The organism is Achromobacter sp. NPDC058515 (genome assembly GCF_042721735.1).
Lineage (GTDB): Bacteria > Pseudomonadota > Gammaproteobacteria > Burkholderiales > Burkholderiaceae_B > Achromobacter.
In genome coordinates, this window is the sequence record NZ_JBHXNI010000005.1 from 197,203 (window position 1) to 214,656 (window position 17,454).

A 17,454-nucleotide genomic window follows, 5' to 3' on the forward strand; every position below is an offset into this window, starting at 1 on the left:
GGCGCCGGGCGACCTACGAAGAACGATCGAACGAACGAACCGGCCTACGAAAACCTAACGAACGAAGCCGCTTACGAAGAAGAACAAGAAGAAACGCCCCGCCCTACGCCAGCACTCCCCGCCCCCGAGCCCCCGCATGCTCCTCCGGCAGCCTCCCCCTGCCCGCCCCAAACAGCTTCTCCCGCAAAGACCCTTCCGCATACGCCGTCTTATAAGACCCCCGGCTCTGCAACTCCGGAATCACCAGATCGATGAAATCCCCGTAGCACTCCGGCGTCACCGTCCGCGCAAGATTGAAGCCGTCGATGTCCGTCTCGGCCACCCAGGATTCCAGTTCGTCCGCGATCTGCGCGGCGCTGCCGACCAGCGCGGGGTAGCGCCCCCCCAGCGCCATGTCGGCCAGCAGATCGCGCACCGTGCGGTCCGTCCGCGCGACCGTCAGGTTCTTCACCGCCGACTCGATTGCGTTGTTCTTCACGTAGCGGATCGGCTCGTCCTGCGCGTAGCGCGAGAAATCGATGCCCGTGGAGCTGGCGTAGTGCGCCAGGCCCGCCTCGGGATTCGCGTAGCGCAGGTATTCGGCGTGCTTCTCGCGGGCTTCGGCTTCCGTTTCGCCTGCCACCGCCGTGACGCCCATGAAGAACTTGATGTCGCGCGGGTCGCGGCCTTCGCGGGCGACGGATTCGCGCACGCTTGCCACCAGCTTGCGCAATCCCTCCTTCGTCTGGCTGGACACGAACACGCATTCGGCGTGGCGCGCGGCGAAGGCCTGGCCGCGGCCGGAGGACCCGGCCTGGTAGAGCACGGGGGTGCGCTGGCGCGAAGGTTCGGACAGGTGGTAGCCCTGGACACGGTAATACTTGCCGGCGTGGTCCACGCGCCGCACCGCCTCGGGGTCCGCGTAGATGCGGCCGCGCTTGTCGGCGCGGACGGCGTTGTCGTCCCAGCTTCCTTCCCACAGCTTGTACGCCACCTCCAGGAATTCGTCGGCGCGGTCGTAGCGCTCGTCGTGCGCGATCTGTTCCGACAGGCCCATGGCGCGCGCGGCGCTTTCCAGGTAGCCGGTGACGATGTTCCAGCCGATGCGGCCGTCGGTCAGGTGATCCAGCGTGGAGAAGCGGCGCGCCAGCAGGTAGGGGGCTTCGTAGGTGAGGTTAACCGTCACCCCGAAACCCAGGTGGCGCGTAGCGGCGGCCATAGCCGATACCGTGAGGAGCGGGTCGTTCACCGGAAGCTGGATGGATTCGCGCAGCGTCAGGTCGGCAGAGGCCTGGTAAACGTCGTACACGCCGACGATATCCGCCAGGAAGAGGCCGTCGAACAGGCCGCGCTCAAGCAGCCGCGCCAGGTCCGTCCAGTAGTCCAGCGTCTTGTACTGCACGGACGTGTCGCGCGGATGCGTCCACAAGCCGTGGTTGATGTGCCCGACGCAGTTCATGTTGAACGCGTTCAGCAGGATTTTCTTCTTCGCCATGGCGGACCTCCGACGGGTTCAGGTGGTGCCCACGCGCGCGGGCGCGGCATCGTTCAGGTAGTAGTTGCCGACGGCGTGCAGCTTCCAGCGCACGGGGTCGTGCAGCGTGTGCGTGCGCGCGTTGCGCCAGTGCCGGTCCAGGTTCAGGTGGTCCAGCGTGGACTGGGTGCCGGCCAGCTCGAACAGCTTGGTGCCGGCGGCCAGCGAGGATTCTGTGGTCAGCGCGCGGGCCTCGGCCACCGCGATAGCGGCGGCGGCCACGCGTTCGGGCGACGGGTCGGCGGTAGCGATGTCCAGGATCTTGCCGGCGCGCGCGACCAGCGCCCGGGCCGCTTCCAGCCGGACGGACAGGCGGCCGAACTCGCTGATCGTCAAGGGATCGTCGGAGGCCCGCTCGACGCCGGCGTCGATCCAGGGCCGCGAGCGTTCGCGCACGAAGGCCGCCGCATCCGCCAGCGCCGCCTGCCCGATGCCCAGGTCGATGGCCGCATGGATGATCTGCGCCAGCGGCTTGATCGTGTTGGCGGGCGCGGACGGGTCCGCGAGCAGCAGCACGTCCTCTTCCGGCACCGCAACGTCCTTGAACACCACCGTGCCGCTGCCGGTCACGCGCTGGCCGAAGCCCGACCAGTCGTCGATGACTTCCACGCCCGGACTGTCGCGGCGCACGAACGCCAGGCGCTGGATGCCGTCCTCGCCGACGGTGGCCGTGGGGATCCATTGGGCGTAGAGCGCGCCCGTGCAATAGAACTTGCTGCCGCTGATGCGCCATCCGCCCGCGGCGTCGGCGGTCAGGCGCGTGCGGCGCTCGGCCGCGGTGCGCGTGCCGATCTCGGCCAGCGCATTGCCGAAGCGCTCGCCCGCCAAGGCCCGGGCGTAGAAGCGCTTCTGCTGGCCGGCGTCGCCGTTGACGCGCAGCACTTCCAGCGCGTAGTAATGGTTCTGCGGGATCTGGCCCAGCGAGCCGTCGGCGCGCGAGATGATTGCCGTGACCTCGGCAAGCGTCACCCGCGACACGCCGGCTCCGCCGTGCTCGCGCGGCACCGTGATGCCCCACAGGCCGGACTGGGAGTAGCGCTCGAGCTCCGGCAGGGGCAGGCGCCGCTCGCGGTCGCGCTGAGAGGATTCGCGGGCGAAGTCGGCCGCCAGCGCATGGGCCGTCTCTAGCGCCTGCGCGTCGGACTCGATGATGGCGGCGCGGCGCGGCGCCAGCGTGGAGATGTTGTCGTGGGACATGGCCTCAGATCCAGGAATGGCGGTTGGGACGCTGCCCGTTCAGCACATGGTTGCCGATCGCGTGATACTTCCAGCGCACGGGGTCGTGCAGGGTGTGCGTGCGCGCATTGCGCCAATGGCGGTCGAGATTGAACTCGGACAGCGACGAGCGCGCGCCCGAGAGTTCAAACAGCTTCTCGCTGGCGGTCAGCGCGATTTCGGTCGTCAGGGCCTTGGCGCGCGCCACCACGATGGACGCGGCGGCCACGCCGTCCGCATCCAGCGCGCGGGCCGCGGCCTCGTCCAGATGGCTGGCGGCTTCGGCCAGCAGGGCTTCGGCGGCGTGCAGGTCGGTGTACAGCCGGCCCACGTCTGCGATCACATAGGGGTCTTGCGTGGCGCGCTCCACGCCCGCCTCCACCCATGGGCGCGAGCGCTCGCGCAGGAACGTCACCGTGTCGCGCAGGGCGCCCCCGGCGATGCCCGCGTCGATGGCCGCCTGCATCAGCTGGGCGTAGGGCCCCAGCAGCACGGGGCTTTCCTGCACGGACCAGGCGGGCAGGATGCTGTCCGCTTCCACGCGCACGTTGTCCAGCAGCACGGTGCCGCTGGCGGTGGTGCGCTGCCCGAAGCTGGACCAGTCGTCCACCACCGTCAGGCCCGCCGCGCCGCGCTCCAGCACGACGGTCGCCAGGCGGCCTTCGGCGTCCAGCACCTTGGACGGAATCCAGTGCGCAAAGAGCGCGCCGGTCGAGTAGAACTTGCGCCCACTCAGGCGGAACCCGTCGCCGTCGGGCGTCAGGCGCGCCTGGATGTCGCGGGTGTGGCGAGTGTGGCGCTCCGGCCCCGCGTTGCCCAGCCGGCGGCCGGCCAGCACGCCGTCGTAGTAGCGACGCTTTTGCACCGGCGTGCCGGTCAGCCGCAGCAGGTTGAGCGAGCCGAAGTGGTTCTGCGGAATCTGGCCCAGCGACGGGTCCGCCGCGCTGATGATGCGAAAGACCTCGGCGAGCGTCACATGCGAGACCTCGGCGCCGCCGAACTCGCGGGGTACGGTGATGCCGCCCAGCCCGCTGGCCGAATAGCGTTCGATCTCGCGCCACGGCAGGCCGCGTTCCAGGTCGCGCCGCGCCGCGCCCTGCGCGAAATCGGCGGCCAGCGCATGCGCGGCCTCGATGGCTTGCGCGTCGTCCTGGATGCGGGCGGCCGGCACGACTCTGGGCGCTTCGTCGCCTTCGTGCGTGGAATAGGTGCTTGAAGCTTGCGGCATGTGGCGCCCCGGCGTTGAGGAAAACATGCAGCCTACGGCCGCGGCCGGCACCGCGGAAGAACTGATTTCGCATGGGGATATTTGAAATCGGTATATGTGGAGCGGGCCTCTGCGCCCCTCTGTTAGCGGCGCGCGGAGCGCATAACGAAATCACCAAAGAATGTTTGTGGCGCGCCCCGGCGCTTGCTTAGAGTCGAGACTTTCCGCTCATGGCGGCCGCCAGAGAGCGGTTTCGCCAGCAACCACCCCGCCGCCATGCCCGAACTGGATCTGCCTCTTTCCCTGCATTACGACGGCGCGCTTGAGACGCAGCTGTTCGACAACATCCGGATTGCCGTCGCGCCCAACATTCCCGCGGCGCGCATCGACGCGCCGCGGGACCTCGCCGACGCCGTCGAACGCGAGGCCGCGGGCCGCTATGCCGTCTGGAACACGGTCCATGACCTGTTCATCGCGCAGGTGGCGGCGCAGGCCATCGCGGGCCTGTTCAAGGACGACACGGAATTCCAGTTTGCCCTGGCGCGCCAATTGGGCGACGACGCCGCGCATGCGGAATTCTCGCGCGGCCGCGCCGCCGCGCTGCTGGGCGCGGACCCCCTGCCGCAGGTGGAGCAGGGCGTGCGGGACGCCTGGGACCTGATCGGCGGCTTTGCGCTGCGCAACTGGCAGAACTTCCTGGCCTGGCAATTCCATTACGAGCACTACATCCTGGCGCGCCTGTTCGTGAACCGGCGCACGGCGCGGGTGCTGGACTTCGGCCACCGCGAATTTGGCGAGAACCGCATCCTGCCCGACGAGGAGGCGCATCGCATCCGCATCACGCAATGGTGGCTCGCGAAGCTGGAGCGCGCGGCCCCCGCCGACCGCGAGGATTGGGTGGAGGGCCTGATCCAGGCCGACGAAGACGCCCAGCGCATCCTGGGCCCCTACCTGCTCGACTCCTGGCAATTGAACCAGCGCGCCACGGGCCTGGACACCCGCAACCACGTGGCGCTGTACGACGCTTGGCGCCGCGAACTGCTGGCCACCCTGCTGCGCCGCGATTCCGTCGATCTTCCCGCCCTGACCAGCCTGGCCGCCTGAGACGTCCTCCCCATTTTTCCGAACGCCCTCCCTGACAGAAGGACACCTTCATGACGCAGTCTCCTCCCCCCGCCGCGGACGAACACGACTCCCCCGCCAGCCCGCTGCGCCGCTGGCTCATGAGCGCGGGCGCGCTGATGGGCGCGGGCGCCCTCTTTCCCAATGTGATCTTCGCGCCGGCGCATGCCGACACGCAGAGCCTGCCCAACACCGTGGAGGGCGCCACGCGCGGCGGCGTGCTCAACGCGGTGGTGCACCCGGAGCCGCCGACGCTGGCGTTCTACCTCAACTCGTCCACGCCCACCGGCGCGGTGGTCAGCAAGATCTTCGACGGCCTGGTGGAGTACGGCCCCGATCTGAAGCCGCGCCCTGTGCTGGCCGAAAGCTGGACCGTGTCCGAGGACGGCAAGACCATCACGTTCAAGCTGCGCCAGGGCGTGCTGTGGCACGACGGCAAGCCGTTCACCGCCGCCGACGTCAAATGGTCCGCGGAAGAGGTGTGGCTCAAGCACGCGCCCAGCGCGCGCCGCGTGTTCCAGCACCTGCGGAAGGTCGACACGCCAGACGACCACACCGTGGTGCTGCACCTGTCCCAGCCCACGCCCGTGGCGCTCAACGCCATCGACTCGCTGGGCGCGCCCATCCTGCCGCGCCATCTGTTCGAGGGCACGGACATCCAGAACAATCCCTACAACAACAAGCCCGTCGGCACGGGGCCCTTTGTGTTCAAGGAGTGGAACCGGGGCAACTACATCGTGCTGGAGAAGAACGAGAAATACTGGCAGCCCGAGCGCCCATACCTGGACCGCATCGTCTGGAAGATCATCCCCGACGTATCCGGCCGCGCCACGGCGCTGGAGACCGGCGGCGTCGCCTACGGCGAGCGCAACCCGGTGGCGTTCACGGACGCCACCCGCCTGTCGAAGCTGCCCAAGCTTTCTGTCGACACCTCGGGCTACAACGGATTTGCCGCATGGCTGTGGCTGGAAGCCAATCTGCGCGACCCGATCCTGTCCAACCTGAAGGTTCGCCAGGCCATCGCCCACGCCGTCAACAAGCAGGTGCTGGTGAAGACCGTGTGGAACGGCTACGCGGAGCCCTTCGTCAGCCCGGTGCCCTCGCTGGTCAAGCCCTATCACAACCCCAACGTGCAGCAGTATCCCTACGACCCGGCGCTGGCCGAGAAGCTGCTGGACGAGGCCGGCTATCCGCGCAAGGTGGACGGCTGGCGGTTCGCGCTGACGCACGACTACATCCCGTTTGGCGACGACTACCGCCGCACCGGCGAGTTCGTGCGCCAGGCGCTGCGCAAGGTCGGCATCGACGTCACGCTGCGCGGGCTGGACCTGGCGACCTGGACCCGCAACGTCTTCACCGACTACAACTTCCAGCTCATCAGTTCCTGGGGCACCGTGCTCATCGACCCGCAGCTGGGCGTGGAGACGCGCTACTGGAGCAAGGCCGAGGCCAAAGGCACGCCCTGGTACAACGTGTCGGGCTACAACAACCCCGACATGGACCGCGCCATTGAAGCGGCGCAGGTCGAGACCGATCCGAAAAAGCGCATCGAGCAATACAACGAGGTGCAGCGGCTGGCGCAGCGCGACCTGCCGCTGATCGGCCTGTTCGAGTTCCGCTGGTTCGGCGTCTGGGACAAACAGGTGCGCAACGTGACGGACGCCTCGTCGCACTCGCGCAACAACTTCGCCAACGTCTGGCTGGGCAAGGCCTGACGGCCCCGGGAGTCATCGCCATGTCCCTGCGCCTGCCCCGCCCGTTGCGCTATCTGCTGCAAGTCCTGTTCGTGGTGGGCGTGACCGCCGTGGCCAACTTCTTCCTGCTCAAGCTCGTGCCCGGCGACCTGGTGGACGTGATCGCCTCCGAGAACAGCGGCATCACGCCCGAGCATGTGGCGCAGCTGCGGCAGGCCTACGGCCTGGACCAGGGCCTGCTTGCGCAACTGGGCTACTACCTGAAGAGCCTGCTGTCCCTGGACCTGGGCTATTCGTTCCGCTATGGCGAGCCGGTGGCCGACCTGATCTTCGGGCGGCTGCCGGCCACGCTGGCGCTGATCGGCGCGGGGCTGGCGCTGTCGGTGGCGCTGGGGGTGCTGCTGGGCGTGCTGGCCGCGAGACGGCCGCAGGGCCTCCTGGACACGCTGCTGTCGGCGCTGGCCACGGCGGGCTATTCCGCCCCCATGTTCTGGACGGCGCTGATGCTGATCGTGGGCTTCGGCGTGCACCTGAACTGGCTGCCGGTGGGCGGCATCCGCGATGTGGGCGCGGCCCACCAGGGCTGGGCCCTGTGGCTGGACTATGCGCGCCACCTGGCGCTGCCGGTGGCCACCGTGGCGATCTACTACGTCGCCATCTATGCGCGGCTGTCGCGCGCGTCCATGATCGAAACGCTGCAGGAAGACTACATCCGCACGGCGCGCGCCCGCGGCAATGGCGAGGCGCGCGTGATCTGGCGCCATGCGCTGAAGAACGCGATCCTGCCCGTCATCACCATGCTGGGCCTGCAAAGCAGCGCGCTGCTGGGCGGCAGCATCGTGGTGGAGACGGTGTTCGCCTGGCCCGGCCTGGGGCAGCTGTCGTTCGAGGCCATCGCCAGCCGCGACGTCAACCTGCTCCTGGGCATCCTGCTGATGAGCGCGGCGCTGGTGGCCCTGATGAACATCGCCGTGGACGCCTGCTACGGCCTGCTCGACCCCCGTGTGAGAAAGACATGAAGAGGCTGTTGCTTGCCGCCCTGCGCCTGTTGCGCGCGCCCTCCGCCGCCGTGGGCGCGGCCATCCTGCTGGTCGTGCTGGGCGCCGCGGCCTGCGCCTCGTGGCTGTTCCCCGACGACCCGCTGGAAATGGTGGGCGCGCCCTTCACCTGGCCGGGCGAGGACCCCGCGTTTCCGGCGGGCACGGACCTGATGGGCCGCGACATCCTGGCGGGGCTGTTCCATGGAGCGCGGGTGTCCTTGCTGGTGGGCGGCGCCTCGGCCGCCATCGCGCTGGGCATCGGCCTGCTGGTCGGCGCGTTCGCCGGCTATGCCGGGCCGCGCACCGACGCCGTGCTGATGCGCATCACCGAGCTTTTCCAGACGGTGCCGTCCTTCCTGCTGGCCATCGTGCTGGTGGCGATCCTGGGCCCGTCGCTGTCCACCATCATCTTCGCCCTGGGCATCACTTCATGGACGGGCATCGCGCGCCTGACGCGCGGCGAGTTCATCTCCCTGCGCGAGCGCGAGTTCGTGCGCGCCGCCCAGACGCTGGGCGCGGGCCACGCCCGCATCATCTTCCGCGAAATCCTGCCCAACGCCCTGCCCCCCATCATCGTGACCACCGCGGTGCTGGTGGCCCACGCCATCCTGTCGGAGGCCGGCCTGTCGTTCCTGGGCCTGGGCGACCCCAACGTGGTGAGCTGGGGCAGCATGGTAGGCGCGGGCCGCGAAGCGCTGCGCACCGCCTGGTACATGACCGCGCTGCCGGGCCTGACCATCATGGCCACCGTGCTGGCCCTGAACCTGCTCAGCGACGCCATCAACGACGCGCTCAATCCGAAGCTGCGCCGCCGCCGCGTGGCGGCGCCCGCCCCGGCGGCCCCCAGGGCCTGAACCGGCCGCAACCCCGCAAGGACACATGACTACGCTGATCGACATCCAAGGACTGGACGTGGCCTTCCCCGGCCACCAGGCCGTGCGCGGCCTGGACCTGCAGATCCGCGCCGGGGAAACCCTGGCGCTGGTGGGCGAGTCCGGCTGCGGCAAATCCACCACCGCGCTGGCCCTGCTGGGCCTGCTGCCGCGCCATGCCCGCGTGGCGGGGCGCGTCCTGTTCGAAGGCCGGGACCTGCTGGCGCTGCCGGAACGCCAGCGCTGCGCCCTGCGCGGCGACCGCATCGCCATGATCTTCCAGGAGCCGATGACCAGCCTGAACCCGGTGCTGACGCTGGGCGACCAGATCGGCGAAGCCCTGCGCCTGCATCGCGGCGCGTCCGCGCGCGCCGCCCGCGCCCGCGCCATCGAACTGCTGGACCTGGTGCGCGTGCCCGAGCCGCAGCGCCGCGTGGACGACTACCCGCACCACCTGTCCGGCGGCCAGCGCCAGCGCGCCATGATCGCCGCCGCCATCGCCTGCCAGCCCGCGCTGCTGGTGGCCGACGAGCCCACCACCGCGCTGGACGTCACCGTGCAGGCCCAGATCCTCAGGCTGCTGGACGACCTGCGCGCCGAACTGGGCATGGGCCTGCTGCTGATCACCCACGACCTGGCCGTGGTCGGCGAATGGGCGGACCGCGTGGCGGTGATGGTGGGCGGCGAAAAGGTGGAAGAAGGCCTGGCGTCCGCGCTGCTGAGCCAGCCGCGCCATCCCTACACCCGGGGTCTCCTGGGCGCGTCCCTGCGCCTGGACGACGCCACCCACTACAGCACGCTGCGCCTGCCGGAAATCCGCACCCGGCTGGACCCCGCCTCGGGACGGCCGGTGTTCGGGCTGGTCACGCCCGCGCGCGCTGCGGCGGCCGCCAACGACCCCGCCCCGGCCGTGTCCGCCCCCCTGCTCCAGGTGCAGGACCTGCGTGTGCAGTATCGGACGAGCCGGGGCGTATCCACCGCGGTGGACGGCGTGTCGTTCCAGGTCGCACCGGGGGAAACCCTGGGCCTGGTCGGCGAATCCGGCTGCGGCAAGTCCACGCTGTCGCGCGCGCTGGTGCGCCTCTTGGCGCCGGCCTCCGGGCGGATCCTGCTGCGCGGCGAAGACACCGCCCGGCTGGACGCGCGCCGGCTGGCCGCCTATCGACAGAGCGTACAGATGATCTTCCAGGATCCATATGCCTCGCTCAACCCCCGCCATACCGTGCAGGACATCCTGGAAGCCGCGCTACGCATCCATCGCGTGGCGGACCGCCAGGAGCGGCGCCGACGCATCGCCCACATGCTGGACGCGGTGGGACTGCCCCGCGAGGCGCTGGCGCGCTACCCCAGCGAGTTCTCGGGCGGCCAGCGCCAGCGCATCGGCATCGCGCGCGCCCTGGTGCTGCGCCCGGCGCTGGTGATCTGCGACGAGCCGGTGTCCGCGCTGGACGTATCGGTGCAGGCGCAGATCCTGAACCTGCTGGTCGACCTGAAGGCGGAGTTCCGGCTTTCGTACCTGTTCATTTCGCACGACCTGTCGGTCGTGCATTACCTGGCCGACCGGGTGCTGGTCATGAATGCGGGCCGCATCGTCGAAGAAGGACCCAACGCCACGCTGTGGCGCGACGCCCGCCATCCCTATACGCGCAGCCTGATCGACGCCCTGCCCCAGGGACTGGCCACGCGCGACGAGGCGCTGCGCAGGTCCGCCTGAGCGCCGGCCGCCTCCTCCTTATGCGGGACTGGATTGCGTCCGGCGGCGAGCCTATACTGGATTCGCCGTTGCTCGACATTCCTTTTCCTAAAGGAGAGGCAACATGTACAGGCACTTGCTCATCGCCGTGGACGGCTCCCTGCTGTCCGAATCGGCATTCAAGCGCGCGCTCGTTTTCGCCAAGGAAATGGGCGCAACCATCACGCTCATCCGCGCCATTCCGGAGGACCACCTGCTGGTCTATCAGGCCGAGATGCTCGGCACCACGCAGACACACCACACCGACCAGGCGCGCAAGAACGCGCAGGCGTACCTGGACGGACTGGAAGGCGAGGCGCGCCACGCGCTGGTGCCTTGCGAGGCGGTCGTGGTGGTCAACGATCATCCGCACGAAGCCATCGTCGAGGCGGCCCAAAAGCTGGGCTGCGACCTGATCATCATGGGGTCGCACGGGCGGCACGGCATGACGGGCTTCCTGCTGGGCAGCGAGACGCAGCGCGTGCTGCACCGCACCCGCCTGCCGGTGCTGGTGTACCGCTAGCGGATCGCCGGACCGCCGGATCGCCGGCCGCCGGACCGCCTGCCGCCCGCTCGCCGGCCGGTCACCCCGCCGTCGCCAGCGCGTGCTGGAAGGTGAAGCTGTCCGCGTACATGTGGTCCAGGCTGGCGCCGCGCGCCGCGAGCAGGCCCTTGGCCTCGTGGATCATCGCGGGCGCGCCGCACAGGTAGATGGCATGCTCCGACAGGTCTTCGTGGTCTTCCATGACGGCCTGCTGCACATGGCCGCGGCGCCCCTGCCAGCCCGCGCCCGCGCGCGACAGCACGGGCACGAAATTGAATTCATACAAGCGCCCCGCCCAGCTTTCGATCACGTCGCGCAGATACAGGTCGGCCTCGGTGCGCATGCCCCAGTAAAGCGTGACGGGCGGGCAATCGTCGTTGTCCAGCAGGGATTCCAGGATCGCCTTGATCGGCGCGATGCCCGTCCCCGTGGCCATCATGATGAGCGGGCGCCAGTCTTGCTCGTGATAGCTGAAGACGCCCAGCGGCGCCTCGATCTCCACGTCCGCCCCCGCCTGCGCCTGGCCCAGCCAGTGGTCCGTGTAGCGGCCGCCGGGAATGCGCCGGACGTGGAAGTCCACCAGGTTGCCCGCCGGCGGCGAAGCCATGGAGAAGCTTCGCGTTTCGCCGTCGGGCAGGACGACGTTCATGTACTGGCCCGGCACATAGTCCATGTCTTGCGCGGACAGCGCCAGGGTCAGGTGGATGACGTCGTCGCAGTAGCGTTCGATACGGTGGATGGTGGCGGGGATGCGGCGCGGCTCGGGAAACGCCTGCCGGCTGCTGGCCACGCTGATGCACAGGTCGGCCACCGGACGCGCCTGGCAGGCCAGCGCATAGCCTTCTTCGGCCTCTTCGGGCGTCAGCGCCATGGGAAATTCCTCGTACCGCACCGCGCCCGAGGCGAGCTTGATGCGGCAGGTGCCGCAGCCGCCGAAGGTGCATTCGTGCGGCAGCTTCACCGCCGACCGCTCGGCGGCCTCCAGCACGGATTCGCCTTCTTCGACGTGAAAGGCCTCGTCGGTTTCCAGGATATGCACGCGGTATGCCATGGCGGCCTCGGCTATTTCTTGATGTCCGCTTCGACCAGCACCTTCATGCCGCGCGGCTCCAGCAGCGCGGCAAGCGCCGCCAGGGCGGCCACGCCCGCCTTGGTGTCCTGTTCGCCGTTGCCGCCGCTCAGGCCCACGCCGCCGATCACCTCGTTGTTCACGACAATGGGAAAGCCGCCCACGAACACCGCGAACTTGCCGTCAAAACTCCACTGGATGCCGAAGGCCTCGTTGCCGGGCAGCGCCGGGCCATTGGGCGGCGTATTGAACAGATGGGTCGAACGCTTGTGCCCCGCCGCCGTGAACGCCTTGTTCCACGCGATCTGCGGCCCCGTGATGCGGGCGCCGTCCATGCGCTCCAGCGCGATGGGATAGCCGCCGTCATCCACGATGCAGATGGTTTCCAGCACGCCGATCTCTTCCGACTTGGCGATGGCCGCGCGCACCATCACGCGCGCTTCTTCAAGTTCCAGGCGATAGATCTGTTTCATGGGTAAAGCCTCTAGTGGTGTGGACGCCGTCAGCCGGCGCGGTAGACGGTCTTGAGCTGGGTGTAGAACTCCAGGCCGACCCGGCCCGACTCGCGGAACGTGGACGTGCTGGAGTGCTTCAGCCCGCCGAACGGGGCGTTGATCAGGTTGCCGGTGGTGGTGCGGTTGATCTTCACCGTGCCCGCCTGGATGTCGCGGGCGAAGCGGTGCGCATAGCGCGCGTCGGTGGTGGCGATGGCGGCCGACAGGCCATACTCCGTGTCGTTGGCGCACGCGATGGCGTCTTCGTAGCCGTCCACCTCTATCAGCGCGATCACGGGGCCGAAGATTTCCTCGCGCGCAATGCGCATCCCACGGGTCACGCCGGTGAACAGCGCGGGCGACACGTAATAGCCGCGGTCAAAGCCCCCGCCCTTCAGGCGGTCGCCGCCGTGCAGATGCGTGGCTTCCTGCTTGCCGATCTCCACGTAGCCCAGCACGTTGTCCAGCTGCCTGGCGGTGGCCAGCGGACCCAGGTCGAAATTGCCTTCCAGGCCATTGCCGATGGTCAGCGTCCTGATCTTGGCCAGCAGCTTGTCGGTGTAGGCCTGGCGCACCTTGGCGTCGACCAGCACGCGGCTCGTGCCGGTGCAGGCCTGTCCGCTCAAGGAGAAACCGCCCTTCACCGCCAGGTCCACCGCGCGGTCCAGGTCCGCGTCGGCCAGCACGATCAGCGGGTTCTTGCCGCCCAGTTCCATCTGAGTGCGGGTGGTCAGGCCGGCGGTGCGATGGATCTGCTCGCCGGCGGCCGTGGATCCGGTAAAGGAAATCGCCCGCACCGCTTTTGCGCCGGTGATGGCTTCGCCCACCTTTGCCGCCGGCCCGGTCAGGAAGTTCAGCACGCCCGCGGGCAAGCCGGCCTGCACGAAGGCCTCGGTCAGGCGATAGCCGGACAGGGGCGCATCCGAGGACGGCTTGAATACCACCGTGTTGCCCATGATCAGCGCCGGGGCGATCTTGCGCGCCGGAATGGAGATGGGGAAATTCCAGGGCGAGATCACCGTCACCACGCCCAGCGGCTCGCGCTGGCTGTAGACGATCATGTCCGGATCGTCGTTGACGAAGGTCTCGCCGGTGAAGGACTGGCCCTCGACCGCGTAGAAGCGGATCGTCTGCGCCGAGCGCAGCACTTCGTCCCGGGCCAGGTTCAGGCTCTTGCCCTCTTCGCGGGTCAGCTCGCGCGCAAACGCGTCGGCGTGGTCTTCCAGGTATTGGGCCGCCCGGAACAGGATCGCCGCGCGCTTGGAGATCGGCGTGTCGCGCCACGCGGCAAACGCCGCGTCGGCCGCTTCCACCGCCTGCCTGGCGTCCTCGGCGTCCGACACCTGGAAATGGCCCACGATGTCGCCGGTATCGGCCGGGTTGATGTTCGGCGCCGTCTTGCCGGTGACGCTGGGCACCCAGGCGCCGCCGATGTGGTTCAAAAAGGCTTGCTGCGAGAGATCGTCCACGGGAGCGCTTCCTTGGTCTGGGTCCGGCTGCGCCGGACATGGGGCGTCTGAGCTAAGTTCAGAACATTGTATACTTTAATCAACTTGGGGCGATACGTGGAAACCCCAGTCGGAGCTCAAGAAAAAGGGCTCCCGGGGAGCCCTTTTCGACGGGCCGCGCGCCGCGCTCAGCTCCAGATCAGCACGGCGCAGATGGTGGACACGAACAGCGCCAGCAGCACCGGCAGCAGCAGGGCGCGCACCAGCGACAGCACATTCACCCGGGCAAAGCCCGCCACGGCGATCAGGGAAGACCACGCGATCAGGGTGCCGCCGCCCGTCCACACCGCGCCCATCTGGCCCACCGCCGCCAGCGTCGCGGGGTCCACTCCCACCACCGGGCCCAGCGCGCCCGACAGGGTGCCGGTCAGTGGCAGCCCCGCGAAGCCCGAGCCATCGATGCCGGTAATCATGCCCACGATGAGCACGCCGAACGCCACCAGATAGTGGTTTTCGGGTATCAGGTGCTGCGCGGCCGAGATCACCTCGAACAGCAGCCCCGGGGCCTGCGCCTGGGGCACGCCCAGGATCTGCGCCGCGGTTTCATTGGCGCCCACGAAGAAGAAGCCGGCGATCGGCAGCACCGAGCCCATGGCCTTGAAGGCGAACACGAAGCCGTCGGTCACGTGCTCCGGACAGACGTCCAGCATCTTGCGCGGCCCCTCGGCGGCCAGGGTGACCAGCATCATCACCACGAAGGCCACGCCGCCCACCAGCGCCGCCGCGTCGCCGCCGCGCAGGGCGGGCAGGGACGGGAACAGGCGGGGCAGCACCATCACCGCGATCACGGCCAGGAAGGCCAGCGGCGTCACCACCGCGAACGTCTTGGACCAGCGCACCCGGCGGCGCTCCTCCTCGCTCAGCTCGGGGCCGCGGGGCAGCGCGGGATCGGCGCCCATGGTGCCGCGCGCGAGTTCCGCCTTGTCGAAGGAGCCGGCCTGCTCCATGCGCGCCAGGCTGCCGTCCTGCGCGCGGGCCTGCCAGGCCGACAGCAGCGCCGGATCGGCCGGCACGATGTGCTTGCGCACCAGCAGGTAGGCGGCGACCAGCGCCACCGCCCCGGTGATCAGCGACAGCACCAGCGCCCGGTCGGCCACCACGGCCGCGCTGACCGCCGCCCCCGCCGCCTTGGCGCTGATGCTCGGCGCCACCCCGATGACGTAGTCCGAAGACAGGGCCATGCCCTGGCCGGCGATGGCGATGGCCATGGCGCCCGCCAGCGGCGGCAGCCCGGCCGCGATGGCCGCGGGCAGGAGGATGGCCGACACCAGCGGCACGGCGGGCGTGGGCCAGAAGAACAGCGAAATCACATACGTACAGAGCGCGATGATCACAAAGGAAGAATGCCCGCCCCGCATGACCCGGCGAAACGGCTGCACCATGCGCACGTCCGCCTGCAGGGTCTTGAGCGCATTGAGCAGCGCCGTCATGAAGGTGATGACAAGAAAGATGTTGAAGAGCTCCTTGGCCGCCACGAAGCTGGCCGAGAAGATGCCGATGAGGGCGCTGATCGGGTTGCCCGTAATGGCCAGCACCACCAGGAAGGTGCCGATGACCGAAGGCACCACCACATTGGCCCGCAGGATCATCGTCAAGATGATGGCGGCCACGCTGATCAGGTATATCCAATGAGCGGCATTGAGCACCACGTCCGATTGCATGCGCTATTCCCCTTGTATGCGTGGCTGTTGGGTCGCCACAGTCGGTATACTATATTTCGTTGTGAGCCATACCAACCGAAATATGCATCGCCTAGGGAAAGCGATAATTCTGAAATCTCGATGAATAATGCCTAAAAATCAGGGGATTACCCTAGGTTTTAGCGCGCTTCGTCCATTTGGTCGAAATCATCGATAGACTATCGTATACATAATTTACAAACGCGAAGCATGCCGTCACTTCTTTCGTCCCCCGATCTCTGGCACTACGCCGCCATGGCGGCGGTGGTGTTTGGCGCAGCCGTGGCGCAGGGCGTGGGCGGCGTGGGCTTCGCGATGTTCGCCGCGCCGGTGGCGGCCATGTATTTTCCTCAGCTGGCCCCCGGACCGCTGCTGACGCTGGGCGGCTTCATCTCGCTTCTGACCGCGCTGCGCGAGCGCGCCGCCATCGACTGGCCGGCCGTGTCCTATGCGCTGGCGGGCCGCGCCGTGGGCACCCTGATCGCCATCTACGCCATGGCGCGCTTTGCGCCCCAGGCGCTGGGCGTGCTGTTCGCCTGCATGATCCTGATCGCCGTGGCGCTCAGCGTGGCCGGACTGCGCTTTACGGCCACGCCGGGCCGCGTCTCCGGCGCGGGCGTGGCCTCGGGCATCATGGGCACGATGACCTCGGTGGGCGCGCCGCCCATCGCCATCGTGCTGCAGCATTCCGCGCCCCCGCGGCTGCGCGCCACGCTGGGCATGGTGCTGTTTCTGGGATCGATTTTTTCGCTTGCCATGCTCGCGCTGGCCAAGCGGTATACGGGTTACCACGCCGGGCTGGCCCTCAGCCTGGCGCCCTTCCTGCTGGCCGGTTTTGCGGTCTCCAACCGGCTGCGCACCCGGTTGCCTGCGCGCGCGGTGCGCGGCGTGCTGCTCGCGGCCTGCGCCCTGGGCGCCGTGGGGGTGCTGGTCAAAGCCTTCTCGGGGGCCTGATGCGTCACGCTCCCGACTGCGTTCGGCTACACCCGGTAATACAATGGAGACTGTATCCATTACGCCAACCCTGCTCGCCATGACAACTTCTCCCGTCAGCCCGCAAGCCGTAGAGACGCAGTCTTCCGCTCCGCTGAAGATCGGCGAGCAGCACCCGCAGTTGTTTGCCGTCATCCGCGACAAGCTGCGCGAACGCATCCTCAGCGGCGAGTTCACCCCCGGCGACCGCCTGGTCGAAGGCCGCCTGTCCGAGGAAATGGGCGTGTCCCGCATCCCCGTTCGCGAGGCGCTGCGCGCGCTGGCCGCCGAAGGGCTGGTCACGATCGAGCCGCGCCGCGGCGCGTCCGTGTCGGTGCTGTCCGACGCGGTCGCCTATGACATGGTGGAGGTGCGCGCCACGCTGGAAGGGCTGAACGCCAAGCTGGCGGCGCAGCGCCGCGACGAGAAGACCGTGGAACGCCTGCAGGCCTTCCTGCGCGAGGGCACGGAAGCCGCGCGCAGCGAGCAGCTGGACAAGTTCCTGGCGCTGAATTCGCAGTTCCACGAAATGCTCGCCACCATCGGCGGCAACGTGGTGCTGACCGACCTGATGCGTTCGCTACGCGACCGCACGGCGCTGCTGTTCGCGCCCAGCAACATGCGCCGCGCCAAGCAGAACTGGGACGAGCATTCGCAGATCCTGAACGCGGTCATCGCCGGCAACGGCGACCTGGCGGCGCTGCTGGCCAGCCAGCACGTGCACAACGCCGCGAAGGCCTACACCGAGGCCCAGCAACCGCAAGCGTCCGTGGCCTGAGGGGCCGCGGGCCGG

15 protein-coding genes are annotated in these 17,454 nt (G+C 68.7%); 8 read left to right on the forward strand and 7 right to left on the reverse strand.

The window, feature by feature from the left end; translation table 11 throughout:
- Positions 1-103: 103 nt before the first annotated feature.
- From ACFWP0_RS11685 to ACFWP0_RS11695, 3 genes are read right to left on the reverse strand one after another with little or no spacing between them, the layout of a single operon-like run.
- On the reverse strand, positions 104-1,474 hold the full coding sequence (locus tag ACFWP0_RS11685; protein ID WP_377842148.1) for an LLM class flavin-dependent oxidoreductase: 1,371 nt from the start codon (positions 1,472-1,474) through the stop codon (positions 104-106).
- 18 nt (positions 1,475-1,492) lie between these two features.
- Positions 1,493-2,710 carry an SfnB family sulfur acquisition oxidoreductase gene (locus ACFWP0_RS11690; protein ID WP_377842149.1) on the reverse strand — a complete coding sequence of 406 codons (1,218 nt, stop codon included), beginning with the start codon at positions 2,708-2,710 and terminating at the stop codon, positions 1,493-1,495.
- Between the two features lie 4 nt (positions 2,711-2,714).
- Entirely contained in the window at positions 2,715-3,956 is a 1,242-nt protein-coding gene (locus ACFWP0_RS11695; protein WP_377842151.1) for an SfnB family sulfur acquisition oxidoreductase, read from the reverse strand.
- 255 nt (positions 3,957-4,211) lie between these two features.
- Between ACFWP0_RS11695 and ACFWP0_RS11700 the strand changes: the two genes are divergently transcribed.
- From ACFWP0_RS11700 to ACFWP0_RS11725, 6 genes are all read left to right on the forward strand, one after another.
- Positions 4,212-5,039, forward strand: coding sequence for a hypothetical protein (locus ACFWP0_RS11700; protein ID WP_377842152.1), 828 nt, complete (start codon positions 4,212-4,214; stop codon positions 5,037-5,039).
- A 50-nt stretch (positions 5,040-5,089) separates the two neighbouring features.
- Positions 5,090-6,772, forward strand: a complete 1,683-nt coding sequence (locus ACFWP0_RS11705) for an ABC transporter substrate-binding protein (RefSeq protein ID WP_377842154.1) — start codon at positions 5,090-5,092, stop codon at positions 6,770-6,772.
- Positions 6,773-6,792: 20 nt separating this feature from the next.
- Entirely contained in the window at positions 6,793-7,770 is a 978-nt protein-coding gene (locus tag ACFWP0_RS11710; RefSeq protein WP_377842155.1) for an ABC transporter permease, read from the forward strand.
- Entirely contained in the window at positions 7,767-8,645 is an 879-nt protein-coding gene (locus ACFWP0_RS11715) for an ABC transporter permease (RefSeq protein WP_377842156.1), read from the forward strand. The genes ACFWP0_RS11710 and ACFWP0_RS11715 overlap by 4 nt, the downstream gene beginning before the upstream one ends.
- 25 nt (positions 8,646-8,670) lie before the next feature.
- Entirely contained in the window at positions 8,671-10,377 is a 1,707-nt protein-coding gene (locus ACFWP0_RS11720) for an ABC transporter ATP-binding protein (RefSeq protein ID WP_377842157.1), read from the forward strand.
- Between the two features lie 103 nt (positions 10,378-10,480).
- Complete coding sequence (locus tag ACFWP0_RS11725) at positions 10,481-10,918, forward strand: universal stress protein (RefSeq protein WP_377842159.1); 438 nt, start codon at positions 10,481-10,483, stop codon at positions 10,916-10,918.
- Between the two features lie 61 nt (positions 10,919-10,979).
- Here the strand turns inward: ACFWP0_RS11725 and ACFWP0_RS11730 are convergent, their stop codons facing one another.
- The 4 genes from ACFWP0_RS11730 to ACFWP0_RS11745 all read right to left on the reverse strand — a co-directional run bounded on the left by ACFWP0_RS11730 (position 10,980) and on the right by ACFWP0_RS11745 (position 15,671).
- A complete protein-coding gene (locus ACFWP0_RS11730; RefSeq protein WP_377842161.1) occupies positions 10,980-11,990 on the reverse strand; it encodes a 2Fe-2S iron-sulfur cluster-binding protein in 1,011 nt (336 codons plus the stop codon).
- An 11-nt stretch (positions 11,991-12,001) separates the two neighbouring features.
- The gene (locus ACFWP0_RS11735) at positions 12,002-12,481 is read right to left on the reverse strand and encodes a heme-binding protein (RefSeq protein ID WP_377842162.1); all 480 of its coding nucleotides are present in this window, start codon (positions 12,479-12,481) and stop codon (positions 12,002-12,004) included.
- Between the two features lie 29 nt (positions 12,482-12,510).
- Positions 12,511-13,971, reverse strand: a complete 1,461-nt coding sequence (locus tag ACFWP0_RS11740) for an aldehyde dehydrogenase family protein (protein WP_377842164.1) — start codon at positions 13,969-13,971, stop codon at positions 12,511-12,513.
- A 167-nt stretch (positions 13,972-14,138) separates the two neighbouring features.
- A complete protein-coding gene (locus tag ACFWP0_RS11745; RefSeq protein WP_377842166.1) occupies positions 14,139-15,671 on the reverse strand; it encodes a hypothetical protein in 1,533 nt (510 codons plus the stop codon).
- Between the two features lie 228 nt (positions 15,672-15,899).
- Between ACFWP0_RS11745 and ACFWP0_RS11750 the strand changes: the two genes are divergently transcribed.
- Positions 15,900-16,643 (forward strand): sulfite exporter TauE/SafE family protein, encoded by a 744-nt coding sequence (locus tag ACFWP0_RS11750; protein WP_377842167.1) that lies wholly within the window; start codon positions 15,900-15,902, stop codon positions 16,641-16,643.
- A 79-nt stretch (positions 16,644-16,722) separates the two neighbouring features.
- On the forward strand, positions 16,723-17,439 hold the full coding sequence (locus ACFWP0_RS11755; RefSeq protein WP_377842169.1) for a GntR family transcriptional regulator: 717 nt from the start codon (positions 16,723-16,725) through the stop codon (positions 17,437-17,439).
- Positions 17,440-17,454 lie beyond the last annotated feature (15 nt).